Annotated in this window: 17 protein-coding genes; 10 read left to right on the top strand and 7 right to left on the bottom strand. The window is 67.6% G+C overall.

Going from position 1 to position 18,613, the window contains the following annotated elements:
* Nucleotides 1–7: 7 nt before the first annotated feature.
* The 9 genes from U0177_RS14645 (at nucleotide 8) to U0177_RS14605 (ending at nucleotide 9,503) form a co-directional block, all read left to right on the top strand.
* A complete protein-coding gene (locus U0177_RS14645; protein ID WP_409571384.1) occupies nucleotides 8–1,426 on the top strand; it encodes a LutB/LldF family L-lactate oxidation iron-sulfur protein in 1,419 nt (472 codons plus the stop codon).
* Nucleotides 1,427–1,434: 8 nt separating this feature from the next.
* Nucleotides 1,435–2,211, top strand: a complete 777-nt coding sequence (locus tag U0177_RS14640) for a TerC family protein (protein WP_409571383.1) — start codon at nucleotides 1,435–1,437, stop codon at nucleotides 2,209–2,211.
* Complete coding sequence (locus tag U0177_RS14635; RefSeq protein WP_409571382.1) at nucleotides 2,201–2,908, top strand: lactate utilization protein C; 708 nt, start codon at nucleotides 2,201–2,203, stop codon at nucleotides 2,906–2,908. The genes U0177_RS14640 and U0177_RS14635 overlap by 11 nt, the downstream gene beginning before the upstream one ends.
* A 238-nt stretch (nucleotides 2,909–3,146) precedes the next feature.
* A complete protein-coding gene (gene hisD / locus U0177_RS14630) occupies nucleotides 3,147–4,487 on the top strand; it encodes a histidinol dehydrogenase (protein ID WP_409571381.1) in 1,341 nt (446 codons plus the stop codon).
* 225 nt (nucleotides 4,488–4,712) lie between these two features.
* Nucleotides 4,713–4,979 carry a YggT family protein gene (locus U0177_RS14625; RefSeq protein ID WP_409571380.1) on the top strand — a complete coding sequence of 89 codons (267 nt, stop codon included), beginning with the start codon at nucleotides 4,713–4,715 and terminating at the stop codon, nucleotides 4,977–4,979.
* A 178-nt stretch (nucleotides 4,980–5,157) separates the two neighbouring features.
* On the top strand, nucleotides 5,158–6,831 hold the full coding sequence (locus tag U0177_RS14620; RefSeq protein WP_409571379.1) for a spermidine synthase: 1,674 nt from the start codon (nucleotides 5,158–5,160) through the stop codon (nucleotides 6,829–6,831).
* 192 nt (nucleotides 6,832–7,023) lie between these two features.
* Complete coding sequence (locus U0177_RS14615; protein WP_409571378.1) at nucleotides 7,024–7,953, top strand: AEC family transporter; 930 nt, start codon at nucleotides 7,024–7,026, stop codon at nucleotides 7,951–7,953.
* A gap of 98 nt (nucleotides 7,954–8,051) precedes the next feature.
* Nucleotides 8,052–8,861 carry a hypothetical protein gene (locus U0177_RS14610; protein ID WP_409571377.1) on the top strand — a complete coding sequence of 270 codons (810 nt, stop codon included), beginning with the start codon at nucleotides 8,052–8,054 and terminating at the stop codon, nucleotides 8,859–8,861.
* A gap of 258 nt (nucleotides 8,862–9,119) precedes the next feature.
* Nucleotides 9,120–9,503: a hypothetical protein gene (locus tag U0177_RS14605; RefSeq protein ID WP_409571376.1), complete on the top strand. Its 384-nt coding sequence runs from the start codon at nucleotides 9,120–9,122 to the stop codon at nucleotides 9,501–9,503.
* Between the two features lie 119 nt (nucleotides 9,504–9,622).
* Here U0177_RS14605 and U0177_RS14600 read toward each other — a convergent pair whose 3' ends face one another.
* The 6 genes from U0177_RS14600 to efp all read right to left on the bottom strand — a co-directional run bounded on the left by U0177_RS14600 (nucleotide 9,623) and on the right by efp (nucleotide 15,521).
* Entirely contained in the window at nucleotides 9,623–10,207 is a 585-nt protein-coding gene (locus U0177_RS14600) for a hypothetical protein (protein WP_409571375.1), read from the bottom strand.
* Nucleotides 10,208–10,332: 125 nt separating this feature from the next.
* Nucleotides 10,333–12,261, bottom strand: coding sequence for a hypothetical protein (locus tag U0177_RS14595; protein WP_409571374.1), 1,929 nt, complete (start codon nucleotides 12,259–12,261; stop codon nucleotides 10,333–10,335).
* 3 nt (nucleotides 12,262–12,264) lie between these two features.
* Entirely contained in the window at nucleotides 12,265–12,489 is a 225-nt protein-coding gene (gene xseB, locus U0177_RS14590) for an exodeoxyribonuclease VII small subunit (protein ID WP_409571373.1), read from the bottom strand.
* A gap of 416 nt (nucleotides 12,490–12,905) precedes the next feature.
* Nucleotides 12,906–14,117 carry an exodeoxyribonuclease VII large subunit gene (xseA, locus tag U0177_RS14585; protein ID WP_409571372.1) on the bottom strand — a complete coding sequence of 404 codons (1,212 nt, stop codon included), beginning with the start codon at nucleotides 14,115–14,117 and terminating at the stop codon, nucleotides 12,906–12,908.
* 144 nt (nucleotides 14,118–14,261) lie between these two features.
* On the bottom strand, nucleotides 14,262–14,837 hold the full coding sequence (gene accB, locus U0177_RS14580; protein ID WP_409571371.1) for an acetyl-CoA carboxylase biotin carboxyl carrier protein: 576 nt from the start codon (nucleotides 14,835–14,837) through the stop codon (nucleotides 14,262–14,264).
* Nucleotides 14,838–14,963: 126 nt separating this feature from the next.
* Complete coding sequence (efp, locus tag U0177_RS14575) at nucleotides 14,964–15,521, bottom strand: elongation factor P (RefSeq protein ID WP_409571370.1); 558 nt, start codon at nucleotides 15,519–15,521, stop codon at nucleotides 14,964–14,966.
* 163 nt (nucleotides 15,522–15,684) lie between these two features.
* On the opposite strand from efp, the gene U0177_RS14570 reads away from it, so the two are divergent.
* Nucleotides 15,685–17,589: a protein kinase domain-containing protein gene (locus tag U0177_RS14570; RefSeq protein WP_409571369.1), complete on the top strand. Its 1,905-nt coding sequence runs from the start codon at nucleotides 15,685–15,687 to the stop codon at nucleotides 17,587–17,589.
* On the opposite strand, the gene U0177_RS14565 is transcribed toward U0177_RS14570, so the two are convergent.
* The gene (locus U0177_RS14565; protein ID WP_409571368.1) at nucleotides 17,586–18,368 is read right to left on the bottom strand and encodes a formylglycine-generating enzyme family protein; all 783 of its coding nucleotides are present in this window, start codon (nucleotides 18,366–18,368) and stop codon (nucleotides 17,586–17,588) included. The two genes, U0177_RS14570 and U0177_RS14565, sit on opposite strands and share 4 nt — an antisense overlap.
* Nucleotides 18,369–18,613 lie beyond the last annotated feature (245 nt).

Raw genomic sequence — 18,613 nt, 5'->3', positions numbered from 1 at the left:
AACACCGATGACCAGCCAGCCACTGCCATTCTACGAGCGTGTCGACCGGGCGCTGCACGATCAGACGCTCCAGACTGCGCTGGGCCGCACCGCGAACCATTTCGTGGGCGCTCGCTCGGCCGCGCTGGCCGCGCTGGCCGATCCCGATGCCCTGCGCGACCAGGCGCGCGCGATCCGCGCCGGCGCGCTGGCCCGGCTCGATACCCTGCTCGAGCAGCTGGCCGATACCGTCGCAGCGCGCGGTGGCCAGGTGTGCTGGGCCGAGGACGGCGCGGCGGCCTGCCGCTATATCGCCGACCTCGCGCGCGACCGGGGCGTGAAGACGATCGTCAAATCCAAGTCGATGGTCTCGGAGGAGATACAGCTCAACCACGCGCTCGAGCAGGCCGGCGCCGAGGTAGTCGAGACCGACCTGGGCGAGTATATCGTCCAGCTCGCCGGCGAGACGCCATCGCACATCGTGGCGCCGGCCATCCACAAAACCCGCGAGCAGGTGTCGAAGCTGTTCGAGCAGCACCTGGGCATGCCTCCCACCGACGACATCCCGACCATGACCCAGGTTGCGCGGCAGGCGCTGCGCCAGCGCTTTCTAAAGGCCGACATGGGCATCAGTGGCGCGAACTTCGGCGTTGCCGAGAGCGGCGCGGTGGTGCTGGTGACAAACGAGGGCAACGGCCGGCTCGTCACTAGCGTGCCGCGCATCCACGTGGCGGTGATGGGCATCGAGCGCGTGGTGGCCTCGCTCGCCGACCTGGGCGTGCTGCTGCAGGTGCTGGCGCGCTCGGCCACCGGGCAGCGCCTCTCGGTGTACACCACGATCGTGTCCGGCCCGGCGCGCGCTGGCGAGCCCGACGGCCCCGACGAATTTCACCTGGTGCTGCTCGACAACGGCCGGTCGGGCATTCTGGGCAGCCCCTATGCCGAGGCGCTGCTGTGCATCCGCTGCGGCGCCTGCCTGAACGCCTGCCCGGTGTATCACTCGATCGGCGGCCACGCCTATGGCGGCGTCTACTCTGGCCCGATCGGCGCAGTGTTGACGCCGCTGCTGCAGCCCGAGGTTCCCGACGCCTACCAGCTGCCCCACGCCAGCAGCCTGTGCGGCGCCTGCCAGGCCGCATGCCCGGTGCGGATCGCCCTGCCCGACATGCTGCTGCGCCTGCGCGCCGACGCGGCCGCCAGCAGCTCGCCCGCCGAGCGCGCGGCGATCGCCGGCTGGCGAACTATGATGAACCACCCGCCGCTGTATCGGGCCGGCGGGATGCTGGCCGCCGCCGCGACCCGCCTGGCCGCGCGCGGCGGCATGCTCAAGCGGCTGCCCCCACCACTGGACGCCTGGACGCGCGCGCGCGACTTTCCCGCCTTCGCGCCGCGATCATTCGCCGAGCTGTGGGAGGCGCAGCAGCATACCTCCAATGATGGAGAATGAGGTCAACCGTGGATGTAGGAATTATAACCATTATCGCGCAGCTGATTTTTCTTGAGTGCATTCTCTCGATCGATAATGCCGCCGTGATTGGCGCTATGGTTACAAAGCTGCCTAACGATAAGCGGACGCCGTGGCCGGCGATGTTGCAGCCGATCCTCGGCCGTTTCGATAAGCTACTTGGCTCGCAGCGCGAGTCGGCGCTGAAAGTCGGCCTGTTCGGCGCCTATGCCGGCCGGATCGTCATGCTAGCGCTGGCGAGCATTATTATTAAGAACCCGTGGATGCAGATCCTCGGCGCGCTGTACCTGATCTACCTGGCGCTGAAGCACTTTGTCGAGCGCTTCCAGCACCACCAGCAGCAGCGCCGCGCCGACGATACCAGCGAGCGCCCGGCCAAGCCACAGAGCTTCTGGCAGGTGGTGCTGACGATCGAGCTGGCCGACCTGGCGTTTAGCCTCGACAACGTCGTCGCCGCTGTGTCGCTCTCGGAGCGGCTGTGGGTGGTGGTGGCCGGCGTGGCGATCGGCATTGTGGTGATCCGCTTCGCCGCCACGCTGTTCACGCGGCTGATCGCCTGGGAGCCGGCGCTCGAGCACGCAGCCTACCTGCTGCTGGTGGCGATCGGCGGCGAGCTGATCCTCGAGCACTGGCTGCATGTCGAGCTGAACGACCTGCTGAAGTTCGCGATCTCGCTGGCCGTGCTGGCGCTCACCGTGATTGTCGCGCGGGTGTACGGCTGGGTGAGCGCGAACCGCGCCCATGAGGTGAAGAGCGATGTCCGATAGCCGCGCGCGCGTGCTGGCGCGCGTTCGCGCCGGCCTGGCCGCAAACGGGCCATGGCTGGCGGCCCAGGCTGCCGACGCCGGCCAGGCGCCGCCGTTCGTGCACCCACCGCACGACGATATCGCCGCACAGTTTGTGGCCGAGCTGACGCGCCTGGCCGGCCCGGCGCACCGCTGCGCCGACGACGCCGGCGCGCTGGAGCTGATCGGCGGCCTGCTCGGCCAGCACGGCGCCGGCCAGCTGATCGCCTGGGATCTGCCGCGCGTCGGCCTGCCCGGCCTCGCGGCGCTGCTGGCCGAGCGCGGCGTCGCGGTGCTCGACGCGCGGATCGGGGGCGAGCGCCGCGCCGAGGCGCTGCGCCGGCTCGACCCGGCGCCGATCTGCATTTCCGGCGCCGACGCGGCGATCGCCGAGAGCGGCACGCTGCTGGTGCGCGGCGGCCCCGGCCAGGGCCGGCTGGCCTCGCTGCTCGCGCCGGTGCATATCGCGGTGCTACGCCGCGCGCAGATCGTGCGCGGGCTCGGCGAGGCGCTTGAGCTGGTCGCGCGCCGCCACGGCCCCGACCCCTTCGCCGACAGCAGCAGCCTGACGCTGATCAGCGGCCCCAGCCGCACCGGCGATATCGAGCAGCAGCTGGTGCTGGGCGTGCACGGCCCGAATACCCTCCACGTGATCCTGATCGACGCGCCGCCCGCGTAGCTCGGCGCACCGCTGGCCTTTCTGCTGGCTGAAACCAGGCCGTGCCAGCCCTGGCGTGGTGAACACATGCCTCAGGGCGTACCTGCACGTGCCGTGCTGCCCTGAGGCATGCGCTACCAGCGCTCGCGCCGCCACCGGCGCTGTTCCCCCCAACCCTACCCCTCGCCCCGGCCGAAATAGGCTTCGGCAACCGATGGTATACTGTCGCCGCAACATCCCAATCACCAAAAGGAAACCTATGCCTATCCCTCTATTTGGCGATATCGCCGAAGCCAGCCGCACGATCCTGCGGCGCGTGCCGCTCGACGAGCTGAGCGTGCCCGAGTCGCTGCGCGACTCGATCGAGCGGTTGTTTGGCGCGCGGCTCACGCCGGCCGAGGCGGTCGAGCGGATCATCCGCGACGTGCGCGAGCGCGGCGACGCGGCGCTGCACGAGTGGGGCGCCCGGCTCGACGGCGCGCGCGGCGGCGCGATCGAGGTGCCACGCGCGCGGCTGCAGCAGGCCGCCGAGGCGCTCGAGCCCGAGCTGCTCGCGGCGCTCCGGCTTGCCGCCGGCGAGATCGAGCGCTTTCACCGCCACCAGGCGCGCAACTCGTGGGTTGATTTCAACGTCGAAGGGGCACTGGGGCAGATCGTCGTCCCGCTGCAGCGCGTGGGCCTGTACGCGCCCGGCGGCAGCGCGCCGCTGCCGTCGTCGCTGCTGATGGCCGCCATACCGGCGCGCGTGGCCGGCGTAGAAGAGATCGTCGTCTGCTCGCCGCCGCAGCGCGACACTGGCGAGGTGCACACGATCGTCATGGCCGCCGCGTATGTCGCCGGGGTCGACCGGGTGTTCGCGCTCGGCGGCGCCCAGGCGATCGCCGCGATGGCCTACGGAACCGCCAGCGTGCCGCAGGTCGACAAGATCGCCGGGCCGGGCAACCTGTTTGTGGTGCTGGCCAAGCGCGCGGTGTACGGCGTGGTGGGCATCGAGGCGCTGCCCGGCCCGACCGAGACGCTGGTGATCGCCGACGATACGGCCGACCCGCAGCTGGCCGCCGCCGACCTGCTGGCGCAGGCCGAGCACGACGTGGTGGCCTCGGCGATCATGCTGACGCCGAGCCGCGCGCTGGCCGAGGCGACGCAGGCCGAGGTGGCGCGCCAGCTCGAGCAGCTGGCGCGCGCCGAGGTGGCGGCCCAGTCGATCGCGCAGCGCGGCGGGATCGTGGTGGTGCCCGACCTCGACACGGCCTTCGCGCTGGCCAACGCCTACGCACCCGAGCACCTGTGCCTGCTGGTGAGCGAACCCTGGCAGCATGTGGGCAAGGTGCGCAACGCCGGCGGCATCTTTCTGGGCGAGCGCTCGTTCGAGGTGCTGGGCGACTACGTCGCCGGCCCGTCGCATATCATGCCGACGGGCGGCACCGCGCGCTACGCCTCGCCGGTGAATGTCGACGACTTCCGCAAGGTGATCTCGCTGGTGGGGCTGAACGAGGCGGCGCTGCGGCGGATCGGGCCGGCGGCGGCGCGCCTGGCCGACGCCGAGGGCCTAACGGCTCACGCGGCCGCAGTGCGCGCGCGGCTCTCGGAGCGCCAATAGGTTTTATTGGAAATAACAATCGTGGGGGTTTGGGGGCCGCAGGCCCCAAGAATCCTCTCTTGGTGGCGTATGGATGGTAGCTTTGCTACGATCCATACGCCGCCAGGGAGGTTTGGAGGAACAAAGCCCCTCCGGCTCCCTTATTTCCGATTAAGTCTAATGAACCATCAACCTGATCTGGTATAATACGGCAACTCGGTTGCCATGCGCGCTAAGGAGGCGTCCATGTCTGCGTCATCGTTTCTGGCCAGCTTTATTAATATTCTCTTCAACGTGCTGACGCTGGCAATCTTTGGCCGGGTGCTCGCCTCGTGGGTCGACCCATTCGCGAACAACCGGATCACCCAGATCCTGCGCGATCTGACCGAGCCGATCCTGGCGCCTATTCGCAGCCTGATGCCCGGCACCATGATGTTCGATTTTTCGCCAATCATCGCGACACTGCTGCTGCAGGCGCTCGGCAAGCTGCTGCTGGGCGCGCTGGTACGCTAGTATTGCTATGGCGCGCTCGGCCGAAAGCCGAGCGCGCCACGCGCGCTGTACGAGCTACGCAGTAGGCGTTTTGCCTTCGGCCGAGCCGTATTTTTTTAGCTGGTCGCGGCCTCGCCGCCCCGCACCCCCGCCGCGTAAACGGTATGTTCAAGCGAAAGCGGACTGTAAAGGTTATCTGATGGAACACGAGATCCCCGCGCAGCCCCAAGCCGCGCAGCGCGAGGCGGCGCAAAGCTCCAGCCGGTTTCTGCTCCTGGTGGTATTCCTCGCCGGCATCGGCACGCTCGGCATCGAGATGATCGCCTCGCGCCTGCTGGCGCCGTACTTCGGCACCTCGCAGCCGATCTGGGCGGTGGTGATCGGCCTGACGCTGATCTACCTGACGCTGGGCTACCGGCTGGGCGGCTCGCTGGCCGACCGGCGGCCCGAAGAAAAGGTGCTGTACCAGATCATCACCTGGGCCGGGTTTGTGACTGGCTTCATCCCGCTGCTGGCCGACCCGATCCTGCGCTTTTCGCAGGGCACGATCGCGCGCGTGGCGGTGGGCAGCTTCCTCGGCGCGCTGTTTGGCGTGCTGATCCTGTTCGCCGCGCCGGTGATCCTCATGGCCATGGTCAGCCCATTTGCCATCCGCCTGCAGCTCAAGCGCGTCGAGGCCGGCATCGCGGCGGCCGGCCGCACCGCCGGCTCGCTCTCGGCGCTCTCGACTGTCGGCTCGATCGTCGGCACGTTCCTGACGGTGCTGTACCTCATCCCGACGATCGGCACGGCGCGCACCACCTACCTGATCGCGGTGTTCTTGATCGTCGTGGGCCTGATCGGCCTGCGCGACTGGCGCTACCTCATCCTGCTGCTGATCGTCGGCGGGCTGTTCTTCTACACCACCACCACGCGCGGCAATATCAAGGTTGCCGACTGCGCCGGGTGCACGCTGATCGACGAGCGCGAGTCGGCGTATAACTACATCCAGATCGCCACCAGCGAGAGCAAATTCTACGGCCCGCAGGTCAACCTGATCTTGAATGAGGGCCAGGCGATCCACTCGATCTACCATCCGCGCTTCGAGCAGAGCCAGAACCCGCTCGATCTGCTCACCGGCGGCGGACCGTGGGATTACTTCAGCGTCACGCCCTACTTCTTCCCCGGCCGCGACCCGGCCTCGGTGAAGAGCATGGCCATGCTTGGCTCGGCCACCGGCACGGTGCCGAAGCAGTTCCTGGCGATCTATGGCGCGAATACGACGATCGACGCGGTCGAGATCGACCCGGAGATCATCGCGCTCGGACGCGAGCACTTTCAGCTGCGCGACGCCAGCGACGACCCGACCCACCCGAACTACCATACCCACCCCGAAGACGCGCGCTACTGGCTGGCGAACTCGGGCGGCAGCTACGACGTGATCGGCATGGACGCCTACCACCAGCCGTACATCCCGTTTCACCTCGCCACGGTCGAGTTCTTCCAGCTGGTGCGCTCTCACCTCACGCCCGACGGCGTGGCGGTGGTGAACGCAGGCAAAGGCCCCGACGGCGACGACCGGCTGGGCGTGGCGCTGGCCGGCACCATGCGCCAGGTGTTCCCGCAGGTGTTCGTGATCGACACGGCCGGCTTCGGCAACCAGATCGTCGTGGGCGTGAGCCGGCCCGTCGGCGACGGCGCGCTCAACTTCCAGAAGAACTACGAGCGCATGCAGGTGCCGGTGCTGCGCACTGTGATGGACTGGTCGCTGCATCTGGGCGCCGCGCCGGTGCGCGAGTTCCTGCCCACCGACGCGCGCTACACGCCATTCACCGACGACAAAGCCCCAGTCGAGCAGCTGATCGACTCGCTGATCTTCGACCAGATCAAGTAAGGTTTGAGCGCGGCTAGCGAGATTGCACTGCCTGCGGCAGCATGGTACTCGATCGTTTTCTGTGCTTGGTTTTCCGCGCGCAGCGCGGAAAACCAAGCACTATAGATGAAAAGTACCACTCTGCCGAAGGCAAAAAAATCAGCTCGACGCGGGGCACCGCGTACGCCCTGTAACTGAAACCTCAAAACTTCTATGGTCGATCTTCTCTACGCCTTCACCGAAGTGCTGCTGCCGGTCGCGGTGGTGATCGCGCTGGGCTACCTGCTCGGCCGCGCATTCCCGATCGACGCGCGCACGCTCAACCGGCTGAGCCTGTATGTGCTGAGCCCGTGCCTGGTGTTCGTCACGCTGCTGCGCACCGACGTGGCCGGGGGCACCGCGAGCCGCCTGGCGCTGCAGATGCTGCTGGTGATGCTGGCCACTACCCTGCTCGCGGCGCTGGCCGCCAGCTTCTTCGGCCTGAGCGGGCCGCAGCGCAGTGGCATGCTGCTGACCTCGACGTTCATGAACTCGGGCAACTACGGGCTGTCGGTGTCGCGCTTCGCCTATGGCGAGCCGGGCTTCCAGCTGGCGATCGTCGGCTACCTGACGCAGACGATCTTGTCGCAGACGCTGGCGATCTACCTGGCCTCGGCCGGGCACCAGAGCCGCCGCGCGGCGCTGGGGCAGGTGTTCCGCGTGCCGCTGATCTACGCGGTGCTGCTGGCGCTGGCGCTGCGCCTGCTGGGCGTGCCGCTAGACGACACCAACGGCGTGGTGGCGGCCAGCATCTACCGCGGGCTGCGGCTGGTGGCCGACGCGACGCTGCCGGTGCTGCTGCTGAACCTGGGCACTCAGCTCACGCAGCGCCAGCCGATCACCTCGGCCGGGCCGCTGGCAAGCGCGGCGCTGCTGCGGCTGGTGCTGTCGATCCCGCTGGCCTATGGCGCGGGCCTGCTGCTGGGCCTCGGCGGGCTGCCGCTGTACATTGGCACCATGCAGGCGGCCATGCCCACCGCCGTGAATATGGTGGTGCTGGCGGTCGAGTTCGACGCCTGGCCCGAGTTCGTAAGCAACGGCGTGGTGGTGACAACCCTCGGCAGCCTGGCGACGCTGACGCTGCTGATCGCCCTGTTTCGCTGATTCCGCAGTTCGATGGCAAGAAACGTGCAATTACGCCGCAAGGTCAGCGGCGCCGCACGCGCCCGGCCAACCGACGAGGGAAGAAACAGGAGAGCACCATGCGAATCACACGCGGCACGCGCGCTATAGCCCTGCTTGGGCTGGTATTGCTGGCATCGCTGGCACTCGGCGCGGGCGCGGCTCTGGCCCAAACTGGCCAGCCCACGCCAACCTTCACGCTTCAGCCCAACGGCACTGCCACGATCACATTCGAGGCATTCTGCACGAACTTCGGCCAGAAGTTCCCACAGTCGGTGCAGGCGCCGAACGCCGTAGCGCCCGATCGCCTTCGTGGCGCACTGGCCTACATCCAGGGCAATAATATCTCAGCCGACCAGAACAAGGCGCTCGAGGCGCAGTACGCGATCTGGCAGCTGAGCGGCGCGACCGGCAGCCCAGCTGGCGGCGCCGACGCGCAGGCAGTGGTGGCCGCCGCGAATACCGCGCCGGCCAACCCGCAGGGCACCTCGCTGATCGACGCGGCCAAAGCCGGCCAGGTGAGCGTGACGGTGGCCTCGTGGCAGCCAATCGGCGCCAAGGTGCCGATCGGCGCGGCCAGCGATAACTTCTACGGCCGCGGCACGCTCACGGTCGTAAATACCACGCAGCAGGCCCTGACGCTGTATATGCCTGTCGGCGCGCTGCTGCCTCCCGCCACCGCCGGTGAGCAGACCATGGCGGGCTACGCCACCAGCAGCCAGGTCAATAACCCCCAGCCGACGCCGCAGCCCACTGCGCAGAGCCAGCCACAGCAGCTGCCGAACACCGGCGCCGGCGACACCAACGCCGGCTGGCTGCTGTTCGCCGGTAGCCTCGCGCTTATCGCCGCCGGCGCGACGCTGCATCGCCAGCTCTATCGCCGGCGCTAGCCCTGCTTGAGGGGAATGGGCGATGCGCTGGCGCGCAGTGTATACCACATCTACGAAATCAGGAGCGCTCTGCCGAAGGCTGAGCCTGCCGGTCAGGGGCGCGGGGGCGGCAAAGCCGCCCCGGCCTCTTTGTGTGGCACTACGTGGCTTCGCCCGTAATTTCGCTCTCAAGTGATCAAAAGTAATCAAACGGAGTTGGTATTATAATAGCCGCCAGTATTGTACGAGCTTCGGCGAATGGGCCGTGAGGATACTAGTATGTCGCAACCAACAGTTCCCGATCGCAAGCTGCCGCGCGGCGTGTACGCGCTGGCGGTGCTGATGTTTCTGGCCGGCGGCGCGCTGCTGCTGGCGTCGGTGGCGCTGCCGGTGCTGGGCAGCGCCGCTGTGCCGTGGTATGTATACCTGCTGTATGGCGGCTACTTCCTGGTGGTTGGCTACGGGCTGTGGAGCGGCAGGCGCTGGGCCTACGTCGCCACGCTGCTGATGTGCGCCGTGCTGATGTTCTACCAGTTCCAGTCCGCGCTGGTGCTGGGCCGCAACGCGCTGCTGCAGGTGCTGTTGCTGGTGGCGGTCGCGGTGTATATGCTCCAGCCAGCTGTGCGCGCGGCCTTCTTGCGCCCAAGCACGCCCGAAAGCTAGCACGCCCCCCAGCCGAGCGGCCTCACGCCTTGATCATTTCTGCTTGGTATGCCCCGCGCGGCGAATCCGGGCAGGGCATGCCAAGCAGAAATTTTGGGAGCGAAGCCGCCTCCGGCCCCCTATGCGTCGGAGGGAATGGCCTGCATCGGCCCCATGCGGTCGTAGCGCACATCGGCGTTGATCGTTTCGAGTATGCGCCAGGTGCCGGGGGTGCGCGGCAGGCACAGCACCGCCAGGCGGCCCTGGTTGGCCAGCCGCCGGGCCTCTTCGCCGTCGGAGAGCCAGATGCTGCCCATGTACGTGCGGCGCGGCGCTACTGGAATCGCGCAGTCGAGCAGCGCGCCTTCGAGCTCGCCGGTGGGCGCGCGGTGTGGCCGCAGCCGCAGCACGTGCGCGCGGATCGTCAGGCCGTTGCGCAGCAGCGTCAGGTCGTCGTGGACGCGCCGCCAGATCCGGCGGAATGCCAGCCCCAGCTGGATCGCGATCGGCAGCACCGGCAGGGCGCGCACCAGCGGGCTGGCGCGCAGCAGGTACAGCGCGATCAGCACGCCCAGCGAGATCAGAATGATCGGGTGGAGGAACGTGCGCAGCGGCTGCTCAAAGGCGTAGTCGTTGAGCAGGTTGAGAATCACGCCCGGCGGGATGGGGCGCGGCGCGGGCTGCTCGAGGTATGCCGCGTCAACATGCTCGGAAACCCGTTGCATTGATGCTCTCGTACGAAGCTCGCCCTGCGGGCTTAATCATGCACTACGACGTATTGTAGCGAAGTTGGGCCATGGCGGCAAGGCGCGTTTTCGGCAATGCGCGGGTCTAGCGTTTCGGGCAGCCCTTAGCGGCTGACGAACAGGTACACCAGTAATGTCAGCAGCTGCAGCACCACGGGGATAAGGCCGCCGCCGATCAGCTGGGCGCCGCGCCAATCGTAAAGCTCGCCGCACAGCGCCGCGGCCAGCAGAAACGACCAGACGATTGCGCCGAGCCACAGCAGCACTGGCAGGAACGGCACGCCCAGCAGCACCAGCACCAGCGCGCCCACCTGCGGCAGCAGCCGCGGCAGCTGGCTGATCGGGTAGAGGTACAGCGCGCGATTCCCCTCTTCGCCGCCGCCGCTCATCTCGTCGATGGTCGTCAGCACAATACCAACCAGCGGCCACTCGACCAGGCCGAGCACAAACAGCACCACCACGCTGACGAGCAGCGTCGGGCCGGGCAGGACGCCCTGCTGGATGGCCCGGTCGAAGAGCAGCAGCAGCGCCGGCGGCAGCGCCAGGCAGGCCACGGTGCCGGCGAGGCCGAGCAGCCGCCGGGCGTCGATCCGCTTGGTGTCCGAGTTGTCGCGCGCCTCGGCCACGAGCTGGTCGATCGTTGCGCTCGAGCGGAAGCTCAACAGCAGCAGCCGCGAGCGCGCGTCGCTCTGAAGGATGGGCTGGTTGGCCTGCGGCTGGCCCTCCGACTGGCGTGTGACCTCGAGCACCACGCGTTGGAGCACCTGCTCGAAGTTCGCGAGCGCCGATGTCAGCAGCACGCCGGGGGTGGCGCTGCCCTCGTAGAGCAGGCTGCTGAGGCGCTTCGAGCTGGCCAGCCCGCGGCTGGCCTGGATGAGCACCACGCGGCTTTGCTCGGAAAACTCGGTGACCTTGATCGCCTTGATCGCATTCCAGGGCACCACCTGCCACCTGCCGAAGTGTTTCACCGCCAGCCCATCGGCGCGCGCCTCGACCGCCGGCAGCAGGTTCCACACGCCGGCGATCAGCCAGCCGAGCAGCAGCAGCAGCACGTGCGCCGCCACCAGCAGCCACCAGTTGGCCGGCAGCTGGCGCAGGGCCAGCCGGTCGAACAGCGGCTGAGTTTGCAGGGCCGGGAAGGTGAGCGCCAGGAATTTAAGCCAGTACACCGCGTAGCGCAGCAGCAGCGCCAGCGCCAGCAGGCGGCCTGCCCAGATAAACACCAGCTGGATGCGGCGCGGGTAGGTGCCGCCGAGCGGGGCTTTCCCGGCGACGCTGGGCGGCGGCTCGGCCGCGAGCTGGCTGGCGTCTTCGGTTTTGCTGCGGCGGCTGAAGAACGAGGCTGGGCTCAGCACCAGCCGGAACAGCGGCGACGACGCTTCTTCCTGCAGCCGGGCCGGCTTGATATTGTCGAGCACCTTGGCGACGCGGTCGGTCTCGGCCAGCAGCGTCTTGATCAGCGCCTGGAAGTCGCTGATCGCCGAGGTGATCAGAAAGCTGCGGCGGAAGCCAAAGCGGTAGAGCAGGCTGTAGCAGCGGTGCCAGCCGGTCAGCTGCTGCGCGTCGGTTTCGGCCAGCAGCACGAAGCGCTCGGCGGCCACGTCTTCGGTCACTTTGATCGCGCGCACCGACTCCCAGGGGATGGGCAGCCAGCCGCCGGCGAACTCCACCAGCATGCCGCGCGGGCTGGTTCGCACGGTTGGCAGGCTATTGCGCAGCAGCAGCGCCAGCAGCAGCGCCAGCGCCAGCCAGCCCAGGGCGGGCAGCAGCGCGGGCGCGCCGATCAGCACGCCGGCCAGCCCGAGCGAGGCCTCGCGGCGTGGTAGGGTCGTGCCGTTGCTGATGGCAAGCACCAGCTCGGGCAGGTAGGGCACGCGCCCAAGCAGCGAGGTGTCGATGCCGAGGGCGCTCCAGATCAGCAGCAGCAGGCCGCGGCCAAGCTGAAGCGCGGCGACGCCGACGGCCAGCGCGCTCAGGCTTTCGAACAGCCAGATGATCCAGCGTGGGTAGCGGTGGATCTGCTCGGCAACCATGGGCTAGTCCTCCCATGCCTCCCCGCGCGCTCCGCCGGCCTGAAGTTCCTGGATGCGCAGATCGGCGTCGTCGAGCAGGCGCTGGCAGGCCGCCGCCGTGGCGACGCCTTCTTCGTACAGCGCCAGCGCCTCGTCGAGCGGCAGCTCGCCGGCATCGAGCCGGGCGACAATCGCCTGCAAGCGGGCGTAGAGCGCCTCGTAGGTTGCCGGCTCGGTTGGTTTCGTCATGCGACTCCCATATGCTTATAGAGCGATCAGATACAGGCTGTACCATCCACACCGATCGTTGGCGTAGGCACGATGATCATCTTGGAGATTGTCTGAGAAGTAACCACCAAGACACGAAGACACCAAGATCCAGTATGTCGTGTTGGTGCTTTTTCAGCGAATGAGCGCTTGGTGCCTTGGTGGTAAACTGGCTTTTCAAACAGCCTCTTAGAAGTTATTCACTTGCGTGACTCGGCTTCCTCACGGGAGGAGATTGAGCCTGCGGCAGCAGGTTACTTGTTGATCTTCTGAAAGATCGCTCTACTAGCGCCTGTCTGAAGAGGTGAGTATGCGGGACGTCGCCCCGCCAGACCACCCTTTTCAAACCGCTGCTCATACTGTATGCACGCGCGCAGCGCACTGCAATGGCCCAAAAGTCACGTTTCGGTGCGCGCAACGGCGGTGAACTCGCCGCCGCGCACGGTCACCCTCAGCTCGGCATCATCGGCGAGCTGGCCAGGATCGCTGACGATCTGGCCGCTGCCGGCCTGGCGCACCACCGCGTAGCCGCGGCCAAGCGTGGCGAGCGGGCTGAGCGCGGCCAGCTGCGCGCCGGCGCCGGCCAGCTGCGCGCGCCGCAGGGCGGTGCTGTGCGCCATGCGCGTGGCCGCGCGCCGCGTCAGGTCGTCGATTGCCTGGCGGTCGCGGCCGATCCGCGCGGCCGGCGATTGCTGTGCCAGCCGGCGCTGCAGGCTGTCGAGCCCGCCGAACGCGTCGTCGAGCCGGCGGCGCATGCTGGCGTCGAGGCGCTCGGCCAGCAAAGCCACGCCGCCGGCCAGCTCGGCCACGTCGGGCGTGGCGAGCTCGGCGGCGACCGAAGGCGTCGGCGCGCGCACATCGGCGACGTAGTCGATGATCGTGGTGTCGGTCTCGTGGCCGACGCCGCTGATCAGCGGCACCGGGCTGGCGAAGGCGGCGCGCGCCACGATCTCTTCGTTGAAAGTCCACAGGTCTTCGGCCGAGCCGCCGCCGCGCGCCACGATGATCAGGTCGAGCGGCTGCTCGTAGAGCGCGTAGAGCGCCTCGACCACCGACTCAGCCGCGCCGTCGCCCTGGACGCGGCACGGCGCCAGCAGCACTTCGGCCAGCGGGTAGCGCCGCCGCAGCACCTTGAGGATGTCTTGCAGGGCCGCGCCGGTGGGCGAGGTGGCCACGCCGATCCGGCGGGGCAGCGGCGGCAGTGCGCGCTTGCGCGATTGGTCGAATAGGCCCTCGGCGTCGAGCTTGGCCTTGAGCAGCTCGAAGCGCGCGAACAGCAGGCCGACTCCGGCGGGGCGGATCATGTCGACGTACAGCTGCACCTGGCCGTTGGCCTCGTAGAATGCGACCCGCCCGTGCGCCAGCACTGCGTCGCCGTTGCCGGGCATGCTGGGGATACGCGCCACCGACGAGCGCCAGCAGGCCGAGCGGATCTGCGCCTCGCCCTCCTTGAGTGTGAAGTAGCAGTGGCCCGAGCTGGCGCGCACGAAGTTCGAGACCTCGCCCTCGATCCAGATATCGCGCACGATCTCGTCGGCGTCGAGCAGCTCGCGCAGGTAGGTGTTGAGCTGGGAGACTGTGAGGATATTCAGCATAGCAAGTTTTGACACGACTTACGCGGTGTCCTCCCGCGTGGGAGGCTTGGAGGGCGCCGGCCCTCCAAAATCACTCTTTTGGCTGGCCGCGACCGCCAAAAAGGAAGTTTTCGGGGGCGGCAAAGCCGCCCCCGAACCCCACCGCGTAGCTCGTGTAACTTATAGAGGCTCGACGATCATCAGCGGCTGGCCATACTCAACCGGCTGGCCGTTTTTCACCAGAATACGCGCAACCCGGCCGCCGATCTCGGCTTCGATCTCGTTCATCATTTTCATCGCCTCGACGATACCGACGCGGTCGCCGGGCTGGATGATGTCGCCCTCTTGGATATACGCCGGGTCTTTGGGCGATGGTGCGTTGTAGAAGGTGCCGACCATCGGCGCGGTGATTGGCTCGCCGGCCGGCAAGCTTTCGCCAAGCTCGGGCGCGGGGGCATCGCTGGCGGCGTGCGCGATCGTGCCGTGCTGGTGGAATGGCGCGACCGGCGGCAGCGGCGAGTGCAGGTGGTGCTGTGGCATTGCCGCCGCGAGCGAGGGCGTAACGAGAAATGGCGCGGCGGCAGCGTGTGGCGCCTGCGACTGGCCGCGGCGAATGTGCAGCTTCGAGCCGCCGCGCTCGATCTTGATCTCGGTGATGTCTGTCTCGCTAATCAGGCGCAGAACCTCGCGCAGTGCGCCAAGCCCGAACTCATCGTCGCTTGCATGCTCGCCGCGATCGCCTACACCATTGGTCATGTCGCTGGTCTCCCTTGTGAGAATTAGGGCTTACCATGCAGAAGCCAGGGGCCGTAATGCAGAGTGCGCTGGCTCTGCGCCATCGTGCCGATTGCGGCAATAGCACAGCCCTGGCCCTGGCTTGTGTCACGCTCGCTCGATATAGCTGCCGTCGCGCGTATCGACTCGCAGGTCGTCGCCTTCGCTGATGAACAGCGGCACCATCACGCGCAGGCCCGTCTCCATGATCGCCGGCTTCACCGCGCCCGACGCGGTATCGCCTTTGTAGCCAGGCTCGGTCTGCGCTACGCGCAGCACCACATTCGGCGGCATGGCTACGTCGAGCACCTCGCCCTTGTAGGTCAGCAGGTCGATCTCGGCGCTTTCCTTGAGGAAGCTCGCGGCGCTGCCGATGATGTCTATCCCAACCACCGGCTGGTCGTAGGTCGCGGTGTTCATGAAGTAGAAGGTATCGTCTTCGCGATATAGAAACTGCACAGTCTGCTTTTCGAGCTGCGCTACCGCGAACTTCTCGCCAGCCTGAATGGTGGTGTTCACCGTGGCGCCGCTGCGCACGTTGCGCAGCGTCAGGCGCACGTAGGCGCTGCCGCGCCCCTGCTTGACATGCTGAAAATCGACAATCCGCATCAGGTTGTTGTCGTAGATGATCGTCAGCCCTTTTTTCAGCTCGCCGGTGGAAATCATGCTGCTGGACGCTCCTTTTGAACTACACCAAGCAGGCATTATAACATAGCTTGCAAAATGTGAACAAATGTGCTAAAATGACTTTCATTTCCCCGCCGGCGCTTGCGCGCTGTCGCGCTCGACGCTATACTGCTCGCATTCGTGCTCAGACAAGGACGGTCGAATGCCAACGCCAACGCCCAATGCGCGCGCGCGGGCGGCAACCGGCGGCAGCGCTGGCGGCGCCACGCGCAAGCCCGCCGAGCTGCACGAGCTGCTGAACTACCGCCTGATCGAGCGGATCGGCCAGGAAGAGCTGGCGACGGTGTACCGTGCGACGCACCTGACGCTCGACCGGCCGGTCGAGGTGCACATGCTGCGCCGCACCGACTGGATCTCGTCGAGCCGGTTTCAGCTGGCCGCCAAGCTGGCCGCGCGCCTGAGCCACCCAAACATACTGCCGGTTGTCGACGCCGGGCACGACGAGCACTACGGCGATTATATGGTGACGCCGCGGCTCGACACGCGGCCGCTGAGCGAGGTGTTGAAATCCGGCCCGCTCGACGTGCTGACGGCGCTGAAGGTGTTCACGCAGATCGGCGCCGCGCTCGATTACCTGCACGGGCAGGGCATCATCCACCGCGATGTGCAGCCGGCAAATATTCTGCTGACGCCACAGGGCAATGCCTACCTCACCAACTTCAGCCTGGCTGCCGCGCCCGACACGCCCGACCTTTCGAGCATCGAAGAGGCCGACTACCTGACGCCCTACGCGGCGCCGGAGCAGAGCTTGGTGTCGGGCGAGCCGAGCGCGGCCAACGATCTCTACAGCCTCGGCGCGGTGCTGTACCACACGCTGCTGGGCGAGGAGCCGCCGCCAGCAGGCGCCGAGCCGCGCTCGCTGAGCACGCGCGACGTAGCGCTGGCCGACGCCGACCGGGTGATCCGGCGCCTGCTGGCGCCGCAGCCCGCGCAGCGCTACGCCGGCGCCGCGCAGGCGGCCGTGGCGCTGCGCCAGGCACTGCGGCAGCAGATCGACCAGTCGACCGACGACATGGAGGAGTCGCGCTGGGAGCCAGTGGCCGAGTGGCTCGAGAACCCGCTCGAGACGGTCGTCGGCAACCTGCTCGACCACGAGTTTGTGGCGCGCAGCCGCGCCCGCGCCGATAACCTGCACCGCACCGGGGTGATCCGCAAGCTGCTCGACCGCTGGAGCCAGTCGGGCGCGCTGCGCCGGCCGCTGCTGGGCCAGGTGATCCAGCCCAGCCAGATCGTCAGCTACGACGTATACCTCTACGAGCTGCGCGCGCACTACGAGACGCGCACGCCAGCGCAGGTGCGCCAGGTGGTGCCTGAAGAAGGCGCGATCAGCCCGGCGGCGCGCGAGCCCGACCTGTGGGGCGCGCCGGTGCCCGAGATCGAGCCGTTCGTCGACGCGCCGCCGACGCCGATCGTGATCCCTGGGTCGCGGCGGGTGGTGCCGTGCGGCGACTGCGGCGGCGCGGCGAATGTCACGTGCAAGCACTGCGGCGGCGAGGGCCAGATCGAGCGCGTGCGCAAGGTGCGCGAGCCCGACGGCTCGACGCGCAACGAGGCGCTGAAAGAGCCATGCCCGATCTGCCGCGGCTATGGCAAGCAGGCCTGCCCGCGCTGCGAGGGCGCCGGCCAGATGATGGAAGAAAAGGTCTTCAGCTGGTCGCGCCACGGGAAGCTGTACCTCAACGAGGACGACCTGACCGGCCTGCATAAGCTGACGATCCAGACCCAGGCGCAGGAAGTGTTCAGCAGCCGGATCGACGCCTACGAGGCGCAGTGGTACCAGGTGGCGCCGCTGAAGGAGCTGGTCGAGCAGGCGATCAATGGCGGCGGCGCCAACGCCCGGCTGATCAGCGCCGAGCTGCTGATCAAAGGCGTGCCGGTGACCGAGGTGGACTACACCTACAAAGCCAAGCCGCACAGCCTGACGCTGATAGGCTTCAACAACGAGGTGCGCGGCGACTCGGCGCTGGTCGATCGCGAGCGGCTGATGCTGTACGCTGGCCTGGTGGTGCTGGCGCTGCTGGCGCTGGTTCTCTTCCTGATGCGCTAGATCGCCAGGCGAAAGCCCAGAAACGGGTTGCTCGCGCCGGGCAGCAGCCGGAAGCGGCAGGCGCAGCGCGCAAAGCCCTGCGGGTTGGCGTAGCAGCCGCCGCGCAAGATCCGCCGCCCCGGCGCATCCGCCTGCTCGCGGCCATCGCCGGCTTGGTACGGGTACAGCGCGTCGAGCGAGGCCGTCCACTCCCACACATTGCCGGCCATGTCGAGGCAGCCCGCCGGGCTGGCGCCCGACGGGTACGCGCCTAGCGGCGTAGTGCCGCCGATCTCGGCCTCGCGCGTGTTCGCGCGGGTAGACTCCCAGCGCTCGCCCCATGGAAACATGCGCCCGTCGGTGCCGCGTGCGGCGCGCTCCCACTCGGCCTCGGATGGCAGGCGAAAGACCGAGGCGCGATCGCCAACCGCCCCGCTGCCTCGTTGTTCTTGCTCCAGCGCGCCGCTAAGCCAGGCGCAGAACGCCACAGCCTCGTTCCAGCTCACGTCGGCCACGGGGTGGCTGAGCAGCTGCGCGGGCGGCTGCGGCGCGCGCCAGTGAATGGGCGCGCGCGCGCCGGTGGCGGCGACAAACGCGCCATAGAGCGCATTGCTCACCGGCGCGCGCGCGATCGCGAAGCCCGCCAGCGCGACAGTGTGCTGCGGCGACTCCTCGCGGTACGACTCGCGCGTGCCGCCGTAGGCCTTGGCCAGAGCGCTAAGCTGGCGCTCGGGCGTGCCCATCGGAAAATCACCGGCCGCAATACCAACGAATTCGGGGAGGAGCTGCGTTAAATTCATGACATCCCTCGGAAATGGTTTGAAAAGGGCGGTATCTCGGGGCGTTCGCGGCCACCACCGTGGCCGCGAACGGCCAAAAAGAGATGATTTTGGAGGGCGCAAGCCCTCCAAGCCCCCCGCGCGGGACACCGCGTAAGTCCTGTCAAATGACAAAATATTCATTTGATGATCGCGTTATTTTAACAGTTCTATGGAACAATAAGCTCCTTAAAAGCCTTTGCAACGCAGTATCTTTCGTATATTAA

Source organism: Kouleothrix sp., from assembly GCF_046328425.1.
GTDB lineage: Bacteria > Chloroflexota > Chloroflexia > Chloroflexales > Roseiflexaceae > Kouleothrix.
Note: the sequence above shows the minus strand (reverse complement) of the source record. Positions and strands in the feature narration are given on the sequence as shown.

Coding starts and splice junctions, on each gene's coding strand:
- xseB (WP_409571373.1), bottom strand. CDS start 12,489: ATGACGAAACCAACCGAGCCGGCAACCTACGAGGCGCTCTACGCCCGC.
- U0177_RS14645 (WP_409571384.1), top strand. CDS start 8: ATGACCAGCCAGCCACTGCCATTCTACGAGCGTGTCGACCGGGCGCTG.
- U0177_RS14620 (WP_409571379.1), top strand. CDS start 5,158: ATGGAACACGAGATCCCCGCGCAGCCCCAAGCCGCGCAGCGCGAGGCG.
- U0177_RS14605 (WP_409571376.1), top strand. CDS start 9,120: ATGTCGCAACCAACAGTTCCCGATCGCAAGCTGCCGCGCGGCGTGTAC.
- accB (WP_409571371.1), bottom strand. CDS start 14,837: ATGACCAATGGTGTAGGCGATCGCGGCGAGCATGCAAGCGACGATGAG.
- U0177_RS14570 (WP_409571369.1), top strand. CDS start 15,685: ATGCCAACGCCAACGCCCAATGCGCGCGCGCGGGCGGCAACCGGCGGC.
- U0177_RS14615 (WP_409571378.1), top strand. CDS start 7,024: ATGGTCGATCTTCTCTACGCCTTCACCGAAGTGCTGCTGCCGGTCGCG.
- efp (WP_409571370.1), bottom strand. CDS start 15,521: ATGATTTCCACCGGCGAGCTGAAAAAAGGGCTGACGATCATCTACGAC.
- hisD (WP_409571381.1), top strand. CDS start 3,147: ATGCCTATCCCTCTATTTGGCGATATCGCCGAAGCCAGCCGCACGATC.
- U0177_RS14635 (WP_409571382.1), top strand. CDS start 2,201: ATGTCCGATAGCCGCGCGCGCGTGCTGGCGCGCGTTCGCGCCGGCCTG.
- U0177_RS14565 (WP_409571368.1), bottom strand. CDS start 18,368: ATGAATTTAACGCAGCTCCTCCCCGAATTCGTTGGTATTGCGGCCGGT.
- U0177_RS14610 (WP_409571377.1), top strand. CDS start 8,052: ATGCGAATCACACGCGGCACGCGCGCTATAGCCCTGCTTGGGCTGGTA.
- U0177_RS14625 (WP_409571380.1), top strand. CDS start 4,713: ATGTCTGCGTCATCGTTTCTGGCCAGCTTTATTAATATTCTCTTCAAC.
- U0177_RS14600 (WP_409571375.1), bottom strand. CDS start 10,207: ATGCAACGGGTTTCCGAGCATGTTGACGCGGCATACCTCGAGCAGCCC.
- U0177_RS14595 (WP_409571374.1), bottom strand. CDS start 12,261: ATGGTTGCCGAGCAGATCCACCGCTACCCACGCTGGATCATCTGGCTG.